We start from the raw sequence: 12,860 nt of genomic DNA, 5'->3' as shown, positions 1-12,860 counted from the left end.
TGCGATACGGTGAGGACGGCCGAGAGAGCACAACGCAGCAGTACCGGTCGTTTCCGGCATCTTTTGCCGGAGACTCGTGCAATATCCGGGCTAGAGCAAAGTCCCCCGCATCACAGTCACGGCTTGGCCGCCGAGGATCACACGGTCCTCTTCCATGCGCGCACGCACCCACCCCCCGCGGGCAGAGGCTTGGTAGGCGAACAATTCCGGCTTACTTAGTTTTCCGGACCAGTACGGGGCCAGGCAGCAGTGCGCAGAACCGGTGACCGGGTCTTCGGGAATCCCGGACTGCGGAGCAAAAAAGCGGGAAACAAAATCACAGTCTTTCTGATCTGAACAGGCCGTGAGGATGACCCCGCGAGATTCAATCCCGGCCAAAGCCGCATAATCCGGATTCACATCGCAAAGGATTTGCGGAGACTCCACCTCAACCAAATAGTCCATCCGGTTCTTGCCCACAAAGACAGGCTTTACTCCCAAAGCTTTGGCAAGCCCCTTGGGGGCTTCGGCTTCTTCAGCGGGCTCGGAAGGGAAATCCAGCTCAATGCATTCCTCCCACATCTCGCTCTGCTGCGCCGTGAGTATCCCGCTTCGGGTGTGAAAGGTAATCTCTTCCTCAAGCGCAGCCCAACCCCCCTGCCACAGAACATGCGCCGCAGCCAAGGTGGCGTGGCCACACAAATCCACCTCGAGCGCCGGCGTGTACCAACGCAAGATATAGCTCCCTGCCTGAGGCCAAAGAAAAGCCGTTTCCGAGAGGTTCATTTCCGCAGCCACCTCTTGCATCCACTGTGAAGCGCGCGGATGCCGAAGCACACACACGGCAGCAGGATTTCCATGGAAGGGAACATCGGTGAAGGCATCCACATGGTGAATTGTCTCAACCGAGTCTACGGGAGTACCCCGTTTTCCTCTCCAACTCTTGATTAGGGATAGAGCAGACTTCGGTGCCATTGTCCTTCTCTTTTCTCATAGAGAATTCTTTCGTGAAGCCGTGCGGGCTTGGAGGACCAAAACTCAAAGCGCACAGGTTTAACCCGCAAACCGGACCAATGCGGAGGACGGGGAATTTCCGAGCCAATGTGTTTGAGAGAGTATTTGGCGACGCGCGCCAACAACAATGCACGTGTCTTCAGTGGTTTGGATTGCAGAGAAGCCCATGCGCCGATCTGACTCTCGCGCGGCCGGCTCTTCCAATAGGCATCGGCTTCTGCATCGGAAACGGCCTCGACTTTGCCTTCAATCAAGACCTGTTCACAAATCGGATCCCAATGAAAACACAAGGCCACGTTTGGGTTGTCCGCTATCTGCCGGGCTTTACGGCTATTCAAGTTTGTATAAAAGACCAAACCGCGCTCATCAATCCCTTTGACTAAGACCGTGCGCACGGAGGGGCGCCCCGCACTGTCCGCTGTGGCCAGAGAAAAGGACGCGGGTTCCAAGAGTGAGGTGCTCTTGGCTTGTTCCAAGAGTTTGTTGAGCCGGCTAAGGGCTTCGGCATAGAGATCCATTGTGCACCTTTGCTAGCCTGACTCTGAGTGCCAGGCATCAGTGCCTGGCACCAGTGCCTGGCACCGCGTTTAGAGTTTTATGATATACATCGTAATCTGGTTTGGAAAAACAAACAAAGTACACACCCTCCACTGAGGGGGCACCGAAAAGGGCCTCTCTCACGGCCTGAACCGCAATGGGCGCTGCCAGCTCTATTGGAAAATGATACACGCCGGTAGAGATCGAAGGAAAGGCGATTGTGCTTACGCCCAGTTCCTAGGCCAGAGCCATGGATCGCAGATAGCAGCTGCATCATGATTCCTCCCTGAATTTGGTGGATCGCTGTTGCAGAGACTCACCGGTTGCCGAAAATTGAGGACGCCGATTAATTCAGAGGAGTCTTTTGCAAAGTTTCCCAATCCTCCAAATTCTCACCTGTTCAAAGCTTTTTCAACCATTTACAGAGCCTGGCACGTAAGCTGCTATCCAACACCGTAGACCTTCTTGATCTCTTTGAAAACTCCATTGTCGGGCGAACCCCAAAAGGCCAAGGGGGGGTGTCCCCTACACCTCCCACCCTCCCCCATGCCGGCGACCGGGGGTCCTTGCCCCCATTATTGACCCCCCGTCGCCTAGCCCGACTCTTATTAACGACAAAACGGCGATCAGGAGCTGAGCCTCTTGATCGCCGTTCCTTTATCTAATCCCGGAATATCTAGTGGATAAACCCGCAAGTCGCGTGCTGCCAGCCCATGGCCCAAGTTGTTCCTACAATAGAGCCCATTGCAGCACCCACCACAAAAACCTTCCAGGCCAGAGCCCAAATCCGGTCCTTGGGCCACTCCAGGCCAAAGCCCACGGCAAGCACGCCAAAGACTGGAATCAATCCCATCTCAAGTGTGTTAATCAGCGCAACCTCACTCACTGAAAGTCCGCCCCAACGAAAATAGCTGGAAAGCGCCAAATCCAGCCCGCGCCCAAACGCCGCCCCAACGGCCAGGCTTAAGACCACGATGGCCGAAAAATACCATTGTCGCTTCACATCCTTGAGAATGTCTTTCACAGGCTCCCCCTAAATCTAAAATAATCAGAATTCTTGACTGAACTGAGTTCCGATGTATTATACACGACAAACGCAGGCTCTCCTTCCGGAGAACCGCGTCCCTCAGCCATCATCTTAAGTCCATGAAATCTAGTGAGCCATACTGCTGCCCCGATGGAACTGACCAAACCTGGAGCTTGCGAATACGCGGTTTCGAAGTCCCCCCAGAAACCCGCAGAGTCTAAGTTCTCTGCGCTGTTCCGGTTCCTATTCTGGATCCTTCTGCTTTACTTATTTCTATTATCCATAGGTCTGATGGGCGCAGGTTTCAAGGCGTTGGGCAACGGCTTTGCTGCCAAAGTCCTCAACACCACGGCACATCCTATCGTCGCCTTGATGATCGGTGTGATCGCCACTTCCCTGGTCCAGAGTTCTTCGACCACCACTTCGATCATTGTCGGTATGGTAGCTGGAGGAAGCCTGCCCATCCGAAACGCGGTCCCCATTCTGATGGGTGCCAATGTGGGCACAACCATCACTAATATGCTCGTGGCCATGGGCCATGTGACCCGGAAAGAGGAGTTCCGCCGGGCCTATGCTGGAGCCACCGTCCATGATTTCTTCAATCTGCTCGCCGTAGGCATACTCTTACCCATCGAGCTTTACACTCATATTCTCGAGCGAAGCGCCATCTTCCTGTCCGCCTCCTTGGAAGGCATGGAAGGCCTTAAGTTCACCAGTCCGGTCAAGACCATTATTAAGCCCGCCATTGACGGCATTAAGCATCTTCTAACGGACACGATCCATCTTTCTCATACAGCGATGGGGTGGACGCTTGTCGCCATGTCCTTTGTACTTCTGGTCCTCTCGCTTACAGGTCTGGTCCAAGTCATGCGCCGGCTCGTGGCTTCTCGCAGCGAAGAAGTTTTTCACCGTGTGCTGTGCCGGTCCGGGATTCAAGCAATGATCGTGGGTATGCTTTTTACTGCTTTTGTCCAGTCCAGCTCGATCACCACATCGGTTCTTGTGCCAATGGTGGGAGCCGGTATTCTGACTGTGACTCAAGTCTACCCCGTCACGCTGGGCGCAAACGTAGGCACCACAGTCACGGCACTCTTGGCGTCCATGACCGGCAATAGCACCGCTGTAGCCGTTGCCCTCGTGCACCTCTTGTTCAACGTCTACGCAATCCTCATCTTTTACCCAATCCGGTTTATGCGACGCATCCCCATTTGGTTAGCAGAAACACTTGCCGGCATTGTCACACGCCGATGGTGGTTCGCTATCATTTACATCTTGTGCGTTTTCTTTGTCATTCCAGGTATCGTCATCTATCTCACCAAGTAGGCATCACACGGAGGTTCGGTATGCTGAAAAATTTGATCGCGTTTTGGAAAGGGAAGGAATTCCTCAGTCAGGTCCTCGGAGACTTCGACAGTATGCTTCGCGACGGAGAAGTCATGTTCACAGAGGCGTATCGAAAGCTGCACGGAAAAGAGACGTCTGCGGACCTGAAGGATCGAATCTACAGTTTAGATCGAGAGATCAACCGCTTGGAGCGCGAGATCCGCAGGCGCATTGTGGAGCACCTGTCCCTCCAGCCGGGCGTGGATGTGCCCGCTTGCTTGGTGCTCATGAGTGTCGTCAAAGACGCGGAACGGCTCGGGGATTACTGTAAGAATTTGTACGAGGTCACTGAACTGCTCGAGAAACCTCTCTCTCCGGAGCTTCTAAAGGATTATTTTGAAAATACCGACCAGGAGCTCCCTGCGCTCTTCCTCAAAGCCAGGGAGGCCTTTATCAAGTCCGATGAACGCGCCGCACACGAAATCATCCAACTGGAACGCACGATCATCAAGCGCTGCGACAAAGTCATCCACAGATTGGCCAAATCCAATCTTGAGACAAATGAGGCCGTTTGCATGACACTTTTGGCGAGGCATCTCAAGCGCCTGGCTGCGCACCTAGCCAATATCACCTCGTCGGTTGTTGTTCCGATCTCCAGTCTGGATTTCTTTGACGAAAAAAGCCGGCATGAGGTGAATGACACTTCACCGTAAGACTATGTGTCAGAGTCTTCCCACTCAGTGTAGATAACCTGGTTCTGCTGAGAAGTGCGCGTCCGCTGGACACGGCCCTGAAAGGAGTTCTTGAGCCAGGTTTTGAAGACCGCCCGGGTCGGAGGCAGAAGGGCCAGCAGACCCAAAGTGTCGGTAATGAAGCCCGGCGTCAAGAGTGTGATTCCACCCACCAGAATCAGCATTCCATCCAAGAGCTCCTCTGTGGGCATGAAGCCCTGCGCCAGACTTTGTTGGATTTTGGAGATTGTGACCCAGCCCTGATAACGCGCCAAAGTTGCCCCCGCCACCCCGGTCAGAACAACTATGGCAATGGTGTTGACAACTCCAATATTGGAGCCCACTTTGATGAGCAAAGCCAACTCGGCCATGGGCAAAAGCGTGAACAGGAGAATGAGATATGGCAACATGGAGGCTAGTATACCATTGACCTTAAACCCGGTGCCTGGCACCGCGAATGGAGAAGTATGACGATTGCCATGTTACTCAGCGGGGGGGTGGACAGTTCGGTCGCGCTTCGGCTCCTGGCCGAAGAGGGCCACACCATTACCGCCTTCTATCTCAAAATCTGGCTGGAGGATGATCTCGCCTTTCTCGGGGACTGCCCCTGGGAGGAGGACTTGGACTATGCCCGCAAAGTATGTGCTCAAATTGGGGTTTCCCTTGAGATCCTTCCTTTGCAAAGGGAATACCGCCAACAGGTCGTAGAGCACACTCTGAGCGAACTGCGCGCAGGCCGAACACCGAGTCCGGACATTCTCTGCAATCAGCGCATCAAGTTCGGAGAGTTTGTCCATCGAATAGGCCCTCATTTTGAAAAGATCGCTTCGGGACACTACGCCCAAGTGGAGGAAAGAGCCGGCCTGCACTGGCTCAAGCGTTCCCCGGACCCAGTCAAAGACCAGACCTATTTCCTGTGCCGGCTCAGCCAGGAGCAACTGGGTAAAATCCTCTTTCCTGTCGGCCATCTCACCAAGAGCCAGGTGCGCGAACTGGCCGCAAAATACCAGCTGCCCACTCAAAATCGCAAAGACAGCCAAGGTATCTGCTTCCTGGGCAAGATCAGCTATCCGGATTTTGTGCGCTGTCATTTGGGTGAAAAAGAAGGCCTGATTGTGGAGGAGCGAAGCGGACGCGTGTTAGGCAAGCACTCCGGCTATTGGTTCCACACCATCGGCCAACGCCAAGGCTTGGGGCTCAGCCAAGGCCCCTGGTATGTGATACGCAAGGATGTGGGGTCCAACACCCTATTTGTGAGCCACAGCGCCGAGCTTTCCAAGAAATCCCTTCAAAACTTCCAAGTCAAGGACACACACTGGATCTGCGGTCCCCCGCAAAACTGTGTGCTCCAAACAAAACTCCGGCACACTTCCAATCTTGAAAATTGTACAATTCAATTCTTGGACAGCAGTGGATCAAGACTCAAAGTCTGTCTGGAAAACCCGGATTCCGGCATTGCGCCCGGTCAATCCGCCATCTTCTATAAAGGGGACTATTGTTTAGGCGGCGGCATCATCGATGAGCCGAATCCAGGCAGCGACTAGACTTCCCGGCTCTTCTCTTCTATAACTAGTACCTGAGCCTCATGCCCAGTGATCCCGATCTCACACCATCAAAATCCATCTGGGGATTCAGCGTCCTCTTGCTTGTGACCTTCCTTGTCTTCTGGCCTGCACTGAAAATCCCGTTCTACTACGACGACTTCTCGTTCATTGTTTGGAATCCCTCCATCAAAGACCTCTCGCGCTGGCTCAGCTACTTCACTGACGGTGGAAGCTTATCTTCTGCGGGCAGCTTTTGGATTTGGCGACCGCTGCGCACGCTCAGCTACGCCCTGGATTACAGCATCTGGAAACTGAATCCAGTCGGCTATCACGCAATCGGACTGCTCCTCCATCTGGGTACAGGTTTCCTGGTTTGTCTTTGGGCCAAGGTCTTACTGAAAAACATGCGCGCAGCCTGGCTCACAGCAGCACTCTTTTTGGTGCATCCCGTGCAAACCCAGACCGTGGCTTGGGTCTCCTGCCGCGGGGATCTTCTGTTCGCCTTCTTTGGAATGGGATACATCCTCCTTGGGCTGCGTGCGGCGCGGGACAAATCAGGTAAAACCGTTTTCCCCTTCTTGGCCGGAAGCTATGCCTGCCTGGTGTTCGCGCTCTTTGCTAAAGAAACCGCAATCATGCTGCCCTTGGGTCTGTGGGCTTGTCTGCTTTACTCACGGCAAGAACTCCCGGGCCGCTTGCAAAAAAGCCCGGGGCAATTGCGCCGGCTCGCCCCTTCGGCTGTGCTCATCTTCTTCTACTTGGTCTGGCGAACCTCCGTTCTCGGCCAACTCGCACAACCCGAGTTCGCGCAAGGAGCGAGCGGCCCCTCCATCAGCCCCTTTGTCTTGGGCCGCTATGTGGGACTCGCCCTCATCCCCTGGCCTTTAAAACTCGAATACCCACCCCAAGTTTCTGTCGGAAATCCCGAGTGGTGGTCCGGCCTGGCCGTGACATTGCTTTTGCTGGGAGCCTTGTGGGCCTGCCGCAAAAAGCATCCTGCAATCAGCCTGGGCCTGGGCTGGTTTCTAATTTTCTTACTGCCCGTCCTGCATCTTCTCCCTTTTCACGGGCTCATGAGCGAACACCAGCTCTACCTCTCCATGGCCGGGCTTGCACTCGCAATCGCGCCGTCGCTCGAGCGTCTTCTAAAGCGTCGCAGCGGAATCATTTGCATTGTTCTGCTCTTCTCCATTTTTGTCGGTCTTATCCATGAGCGCCTCCAGCAGTGGCAAGATCCGCTCAGTTTCTGGCACCGCGAAATGCGTCTTTCTCCGCAGAGCTATCGCGTGGCCTTGCATTTGGGAAACAGCTATCACCAAATAGGCCGCCCGGAACGCGCAAAACACTATTACCTCAAATCCAAAGAACTCAACCCAACGGATAACGATGTGACTCTCAACCTCGCGCACTTGGCGGTTCAGCAACAGGACTACTTGCTCGCTGCCCGTTACACCGATGAAGTGCTGGCGCGTGAATCCGAGAATCCCGACGCGATTGCGCTCTTGGGCACACTGGCTGTGACAAAAGGCTCCTGGGAACAGGCTGTACTTCACTACCGCCGGGCCATTGCTCTGCGGCCCAAGGACGCCAAGTTCCACCACGATTTGGGATTGGTCCTGGGGCACAGCGGAGCGCTGGAGGAGGCCTTGGTGACTTTTCAACAGGCCGTAAAGCTAAACCCGGATTCGGCTGCAGATTGGAATAACCTGGGTGTGAGCTATGCCAACTTAGGCCGCAGTGCCGAGGCGAGGGAAGCCTGGGAGCACTCTGTTGATTTGGACCCTCTGTCCCAAGGAGCAAAGCAAAACCTTCAGAGCTTGGAGAAAGGGCCGTCCAGTGAACCTGAATCGCCATAAAATAGGGAATGCTGGAAAGCTTACGACAAGATCTACATTGCCCCGGTCAATACCGATTTTCTGATGGCCGCCGCTACAATGAACCAAATCGGCCGCTTAACCGATATCACGGACGATGTGAAGAGCCTCGCGGGCTTTGCCCGAAAACAGCTCATACGGGAAGCGTGCAAGATTTCGCTGCTCAACTTCAAGGATCTCACGTGGTACGGACATGCGCGCGGCATTATTCATGAACGGGCCGGGCAATTTGTCCGGGTCTTGGATAAGGAAGAGAACGAAATTATCGAGGACTCCGGCGCTTACAGCCTCAATGCCTGGTAGAGCGGTAATGAAGCGGAATCCTGAAGTCCCTGCCAAAGGGACTGCCTGTGTAGGGCAAGCCCATGCGATGATAAACCCCGCTGGGAATCCCGATATCGGTTAGAAAAAGCTCTCCGGTGCGCCCCGGATGGAGTCCGGATTTCGGAAGAGCCAAAGCCAGGGTATGCCTGGGCTGTATGTATTCGCCCGGAGTTTCACCGGTGCTGGCATCGACGCCTGTGGGAATATCCAAAGACAATATGGGTTTGCCCGAGGCATTGGCCCACTGAATCAGAGAAACAAAGATCCCGGTGGGCGCGGCCTGCAGATTGTACCCGAGGAGTGCATCCACGATGAGGTCCACGGATTCGCCTGGAAGGCCGGCTGCGGCAACTTCATTCCCGCCAGTGGACTGAAAAACCATGCGTTGGTAATCCGTGGTCTCGCAGAGATTCCCCGGAGAGGCCAGGCACAGGCCCACATCCACCCCACGATTGGCCAAGTGTCTGGCGGCACACACACCGCCCCCGCCATTGCCGCCCGGTCCTGCCAGAACCACCACCCGGGCATAAGACCACCCCTCCCCCAAAATATCAATCGCCTGCAGGGCCGTGTTCCACCCGGCGTTTTCCATCATCTGGTATAGGTTTGGGCCGGTCTCTTCCACAACCATGCGGTCGATTTCGCGCATGAGATCAGCGCTGACCATGGGCACGGCAATGCCCTCATCAGTGTAGAAATTGGAGGATGTGGAGGGAGAATCAGAATCCATGCGGGCATTATAACCTGAATCGCAGGGACGGTTCTCGCCTATTCTTTTTGCAGCATGGAGTTACACGAGAACCGTCCCTCACGCTCGCTATCCGGAGACAAAATTGAGTCGGTTCAGCTGACACATTATGTCCCCACAAAAAAACGCCCCGAGGGTTACTCAGGGCGTTTGGATCAACCTGCAGTCCTGTTTAGACTTTTGGTTGTAAGAATATGGTAGCGGGGACAGGATTTGAACCTGCGACCTTCGGGTTATGCGTACCACCACAGCTTTCGCTGCCTCATCAGAACAGATGAGTTTGTAGTCTGGACTATACCTTCATGTGCCGAACTTCATGACACATGCCCGCCGTCTAGTCTCTACACCTTTCCGCCTCGAACCATGGCGGACTTGGCTCGGTATTACCAATGTCCCTGCGGACAAACAGGCTTCACCGAATTTGACGGGTTATCACCCAGCCGTCACCGGCTGGGCAGCCCACTCGGATAACAACTCCCATCGTCCTCTGTACTCCTCAGAGCGAGGTTTTCTTTGCCTCGTATTGCGTTCCACCTAGCCAACACCACTGCGATAGCTGATGAACACTTCTACGGGGATTACATAGAAGACTTCGATCTCAGGCACGTACAAAATTGCAAAATCAAAGTCCTCTTCGCAATACCTGGTCCGTAATATGGAATGCCTGTTTGTCTTGGTTCGTCGCACATCCAAGGTAAATAAACCCTTGGATTCTTCGAACCAGGCCCCCTTGACCTGAATGCGAATGAGACATCCCCCGCTGTCAATGGCCAGGTCATAAGGAAGTCTATCTCCTACAGGCCTAAACACGTTAAAGCCCCTTTTCAAGAGCTCCGTAACAACGGCAGATTCTGCAATGTCGGATTTGAGCTGGGTATCCATCTTGAGCCCGACGAGCTACCGGACTGCTCCACCCCGCGCCAGTATCAGAAAGAACTCGCCCGAGACCCTGGTCTCCAGCGGAATGCCTATCCTAACACTTCCTCTCCCCCTGTCAAGCCGTCCGGGGACAAAGTAAAAGCTACTCGGCAGAGACCTTCTTAAAGGTGATCTCATTGGAACGGGAAAAGCCCAGCGTACGCCGGGCTTCTCTCTCAATCGCTAATGGGTCCTCAGACAGCGCTTGCCGCTCAGCCTTGAGATCATTGACCTCGCGAGTAAGCTCTTCGTGACTGCTTTGCAAACGAATCAACTCTTCCTGCAGTTCGCGGCGCTCCGAAAAGCCCGGCAAAAGCCAAGCAACGGCCAGCGCTACAAGTCCCACCCCAATCCAGAACCAATAGCCTAGGCGCAGACCTTTTTCCAAATCCGTCCCCCGTAAATGGCCTTATCGCCCAGCAGCTCCTCAATACGCAGAAGCTCATTGTACTTGGCAATTCGGTCGGTTCGACAGATGGAACCGGTCTTGATTTGGCCCGCATTGAGCGCCACGGCCAAGTGCGCAATGGTCGTGTCCTCGGTTTCACCTGAACGATGCGACACCACATTCGCATAACCGTGATCCGCAGCCAAACGCATGGTCTCCAGGGTCTCGGTCAACGTACCGATTTGATTGAGCTTGATGAGGATGGCATTGGCAATCCCCTCGTCCAAACCACGGCGCAGACGCTTGGGATTGGTCACAAACAGGTCATCGCCCACCAGCTGAATCTTGTCGCCCAAAGCCACGGTGAGTTCCTTCCAGCCGGCCCAATCCTCTTCATCCAGCCCGTCCTCAACGGAGACAATGGGGTACTTCTTGCACCACTGGCTGTAAAGAGCCACCAACTCCGCAGCATTCTTCTCCTGCGGATTCTCCGCTTCCATGCGGTAGACCTGCCGGTCTTTCACATAGAATGAACTCGCAGCCGCGTCCACGGCCAGTGCAATCTCGGTCTCGGGCTTGTAGCCCGCTGCCTCAATGGCCTCGAGGATGAGTTCAATGGCCTGAGCATTGGATTTGAGGTCCGGCGCAAAACCGCCTTCATCGCCCACGGAAGTGGAAAGCCCCTTGCCCTTCAGAATCTTCTTCAAGGTATGGAAGGTCTCCGAGCCCATGCGCATGGCTTCTGAAAAGCTCGGAGCGCCGACCGGCATGATCATGAATTCCTGGATGTCCACGTTATTGTCCGCGTGCACCCCTCCGTTGAGGATGTTCATGAGCGGCACAGGCAGCACGCGCGCCTCGTCCCCGCCCAAGTAATGAAAGAGCGGTTGATTCTGCGAAATCGCCGCAGCCTTTGCCGCGGCCATAGACACGCCCAGCATGGCGTTGGCGCCCAGCTTGCCCTTGTTTTCCGTCCCGTCGAGCCCGATGAGCTTCTGGTCCAGGGCCTTTTGATCCGCTGCGTCATCGCCCTGAACGGCCCTGGCAATGGGGCCGTTCACATTGTCCACCGCCTTGCTTACGCCCTTGCCCCCGTAACGGCTCTTGTCACCATCCCGAAGCTCAATGGCTTCGAATTCACCTGTGGAAGCGCCGCTGGGAACAGCCGCGCGCCCCAGAACCCCTCCCTCAACCCAGACATCCACTTCCACTGTGGGATTGCCGCGGGAATCAATAATCTGTCTTGCTTTGACTTTCTGAATAGGTATGGCCATTATTCACAACTCCTTATTTTTCAGGGGGTAAATTACCACACCACAAACAGGGCGGTCAACTAAACCCGGACACTACAAAAAAGTGCTATACTTGTTGTCTTGTGTACGCTAGTCTTTTTAGCTCCTAACTAGTTATGGAGCCTGTTCATCTGAAGATTTTAAAAAAGAGGAGAAAACGCACCATGAGACCCATCCCAAGACTGCATCTGTTCTGGATGAACCACTGGGTCAAAATTTTGATCATCTCTCTGGTCATCCTGCTCCTTGGGCTGGCGGTTTGGGGACTTTCCTCCCTGGAATCCTTTTACCGCAATCTCACCCTGGCCCAAATGCCGGTGAGCATTCTCCTGGTCACGATTAATGCCACCATTTTCGTACTCATGTACATGACGTTTTTGAGGGGCGGCTTTGCCAAGATGAAATCCTCCCAAGTCAAAGGCGAAAAGGTCAACATCACCTGGGACGATGTAATCGGCATGGAAGAAATCAAACGCGAGGCCTGGGAAGTAGTGGAGCTTATCCGCGATCGCAAGCGCGTCAAAGCCATCGGCGGCAAGATCATCCGCGGCATCCTGATGCTCGGGCCTCCGGGCTGCGGCAAAACTTATTTGGCCAAGGCCATTGCCACTGAAGCCGGTGTCCCCTTTCTTTCGCTCTCCGCCAGCGAATTTGTAGAGGTCTTTGTGGGCGTGGGCGCGAGCCGCGTGCGCAAGATTTTTAAGCAGGCCCGGCAGATGGCTTATGGATACGGGGCCTGCATCATCTTCATTGACGAGCTCGATGCGGTGGCGCGCAAGCGCGTATTCAGCGCTTTTGGCGGAACCGAAGAAACCAACAGCACGCAAAACCAGCTCCTGACCGAGATGGACGGCCTGAAGGAAGACGCCAATATCATCGTGATCGGCGCCACCAATGCGGACGAAAACAACCTGGACGAGGCTCTGCGCCGCCCCGGCCGCTTTGACCGCAAGCTTTATGTGGACCGTCCGGGCTTGGAGGATCGCGAGGCCTTGTTCAAATTTTACTTTGGCAAGCTCAAGTACGATGATTCTATTGACTTCGGGCGCCTGGCCCGGCGCGCGGTTTACAAGAGTGCCGCGGACATTGCCAACCTGGTTCGGGAATCCGCCCTCATTGCCACGCGCGACCGCACGCGCGACACCATCAACATGCGCGATG

At 54.7% G+C, this 12,860-nt stretch carries 13 protein-coding genes and 2 pseudogenes; 6 read left to right on the top strand and 9 right to left on the bottom strand.

What is annotated here, in order from left to right:
- Nucleotides 1-90: 90 nt before the first annotated feature.
- From JW937_02340 to JW937_02325, 4 genes and pseudogenes are all read right to left on the bottom strand, one after another.
- Nucleotides 91-954, bottom strand: a complete 864-nt coding sequence (locus JW937_02340; GenBank protein MBN1586250.1) for a PhzF family phenazine biosynthesis protein — start codon at nucleotides 952-954, stop codon at nucleotides 91-93.
- Nucleotides 927-1,511 (bottom strand): pyridoxamine 5'-phosphate oxidase, encoded by a 585-nt coding sequence (pdxH, locus tag JW937_02335; GenBank protein ID MBN1586249.1) that lies wholly within the window; start codon nucleotides 1,509-1,511, stop codon nucleotides 927-929. Before pdxH ends, JW937_02340 begins: the two co-directional genes overlap by 28 nt.
- 37 nt (nucleotides 1,512-1,548) lie before the next feature.
- Nucleotides 1,549-1,782: pseudogene (locus JW937_02330) on the bottom strand (macro domain-containing protein).
- Between the two features lie 424 nt (nucleotides 1,783-2,206).
- The gene (locus tag JW937_02325; protein ID MBN1586248.1) at nucleotides 2,207-2,554 is read right to left on the bottom strand and encodes a hypothetical protein; all 348 of its coding nucleotides are present in this window, start codon (nucleotides 2,552-2,554) and stop codon (nucleotides 2,207-2,209) included.
- A gap of 153 nt (nucleotides 2,555-2,707) precedes the next feature.
- Here JW937_02325 and JW937_02320 point away from each other — a divergent pair, with 153 nt between their 5' ends.
- Entirely contained in the window at nucleotides 2,708-3,880 is a 1,173-nt protein-coding gene (locus JW937_02320; GenBank protein ID MBN1586247.1) for a Na/Pi symporter, read from the top strand.
- A 20-nt stretch (nucleotides 3,881-3,900) separates the two neighbouring features.
- On the top strand, nucleotides 3,901-4,593 hold the full coding sequence (locus JW937_02315; GenBank protein ID MBN1586246.1) for a hypothetical protein: 693 nt from the start codon (nucleotides 3,901-3,903) through the stop codon (nucleotides 4,591-4,593).
- 2 nt (nucleotides 4,594-4,595) lie between these two features.
- Here JW937_02315 and JW937_02310 read toward each other — a convergent pair whose 3' ends face one another.
- On the bottom strand, nucleotides 4,596-5,021 hold the full coding sequence (locus tag JW937_02310; GenBank protein ID MBN1586245.1) for an FxsA family protein: 426 nt from the start codon (nucleotides 5,019-5,021) through the stop codon (nucleotides 4,596-4,598).
- A 57-nt stretch (nucleotides 5,022-5,078) separates the two neighbouring features.
- On the opposite strand from JW937_02310, the gene mnmA reads away from it, so the two are divergent.
- From mnmA to JW937_02295, 3 genes are all read left to right on the top strand, one after another.
- A complete protein-coding gene (gene mnmA / locus JW937_02305) occupies nucleotides 5,079-6,155 on the top strand; it encodes a tRNA 2-thiouridine(34) synthase MnmA (GenBank protein ID MBN1586244.1) in 1,077 nt (358 codons plus the stop codon).
- 41 nt (nucleotides 6,156-6,196) lie between these two features.
- Entirely contained in the window at nucleotides 6,197-8,011 is a 1,815-nt protein-coding gene (locus JW937_02300) for a tetratricopeptide repeat protein (GenBank protein ID MBN1586243.1), read from the top strand.
- Between the two features lie 78 nt (nucleotides 8,012-8,089).
- Nucleotides 8,090-8,332 (top strand): hypothetical protein, encoded by a 243-nt coding sequence (locus JW937_02295; GenBank protein MBN1586242.1) that lies wholly within the window; start codon nucleotides 8,090-8,092, stop codon nucleotides 8,330-8,332.
- On the opposite strand, the gene JW937_02290 is transcribed toward JW937_02295, so the two are convergent.
- The 4 genes and pseudogenes from JW937_02290 to eno form a co-directional block, all read right to left on the bottom strand.
- On the bottom strand, nucleotides 8,319-9,083 hold the full coding sequence (locus JW937_02290; protein MBN1586241.1) for an NAD(P)H-hydrate epimerase: 765 nt from the start codon (nucleotides 9,081-9,083) through the stop codon (nucleotides 8,319-8,321). The genes JW937_02295 and JW937_02290 overlap by 14 nt on opposite strands.
- A 450-nt stretch (nucleotides 9,084-9,533) precedes the next feature.
- Nucleotides 9,534-9,983, bottom strand: a pseudogene (locus tag JW937_02285) (endonuclease).
- A 139-nt stretch (nucleotides 9,984-10,122) separates the two neighbouring features.
- Nucleotides 10,123-10,407 (bottom strand): septum formation initiator family protein, encoded by a 285-nt coding sequence (locus tag JW937_02280; GenBank protein ID MBN1586240.1) that lies wholly within the window; start codon nucleotides 10,405-10,407, stop codon nucleotides 10,123-10,125.
- Nucleotides 10,386-11,681 carry a phosphopyruvate hydratase gene (eno, locus tag JW937_02275; GenBank protein ID MBN1586239.1) on the bottom strand — a complete coding sequence of 432 codons (1,296 nt, stop codon included), beginning with the start codon at nucleotides 11,679-11,681 and terminating at the stop codon, nucleotides 10,386-10,388. Before eno ends, JW937_02280 begins: the two co-directional genes overlap by 22 nt.
- Nucleotides 11,682-11,863: 182 nt before the next feature.
- Between eno and JW937_02270 the strand changes: the two genes are divergently transcribed.
- Nucleotides 11,864-12,860 (top strand): AAA family ATPase (locus JW937_02270; protein MBN1586238.1); only part of this gene is annotated, 997 nt, incomplete at its 3' end.

Source organism: Candidatus Omnitrophota bacterium, assembly GCA_016929445.1.
Taxonomy (GTDB): Bacteria; Omnitrophota; Gorgyraeia; order JAFGIU01; family JAFGIU01; genus JAFGIU01.
This window is presented reverse-complemented; position numbering and strand designations above follow the sequence as displayed.

Coding starts and splice junctions, on each gene's coding strand:
- JW937_02340 (MBN1586250.1), bottom strand. CDS start 954: ATGGCACCGAAGTCTGCTCTATCCCTAATCAAGAGTTGGAGAGGAAAA.
- pdxH (MBN1586249.1), bottom strand. CDS start 1,511: ATGGATCTCTATGCCGAAGCCCTTAGCCGGCTCAACAAACTCTTGGAA.
- JW937_02320 (MBN1586247.1), top strand. CDS start 2,708: ATGGAACTGACCAAACCTGGAGCTTGCGAATACGCGGTTTCGAAGTCC.
- JW937_02315 (MBN1586246.1), top strand. CDS start 3,901: ATGCTGAAAAATTTGATCGCGTTTTGGAAAGGGAAGGAATTCCTCAGT.
- JW937_02310 (MBN1586245.1), bottom strand. CDS start 5,021: ATGTTGCCATATCTCATTCTCCTGTTCACGCTTTTGCCCATGGCCGAG.
- mnmA (MBN1586244.1), top strand. CDS start 5,079: ATGACGATTGCCATGTTACTCAGCGGGGGGGTGGACAGTTCGGTCGCG.
- JW937_02300 (MBN1586243.1), top strand. CDS start 6,197: ATGCCCAGTGATCCCGATCTCACACCATCAAAATCCATCTGGGGATTC.
- JW937_02295 (MBN1586242.1), top strand. CDS start 8,090: ATGAACCAAATCGGCCGCTTAACCGATATCACGGACGATGTGAAGAGC.
- JW937_02290 (MBN1586241.1), bottom strand. CDS start 9,083: ATGGATTCTGATTCTCCCTCCACATCCTCCAATTTCTACACTGATGAG.
- eno (MBN1586239.1), bottom strand. CDS start 11,681: ATGGCCATACCTATTCAGAAAGTCAAAGCAAGACAGATTATTGATTCC.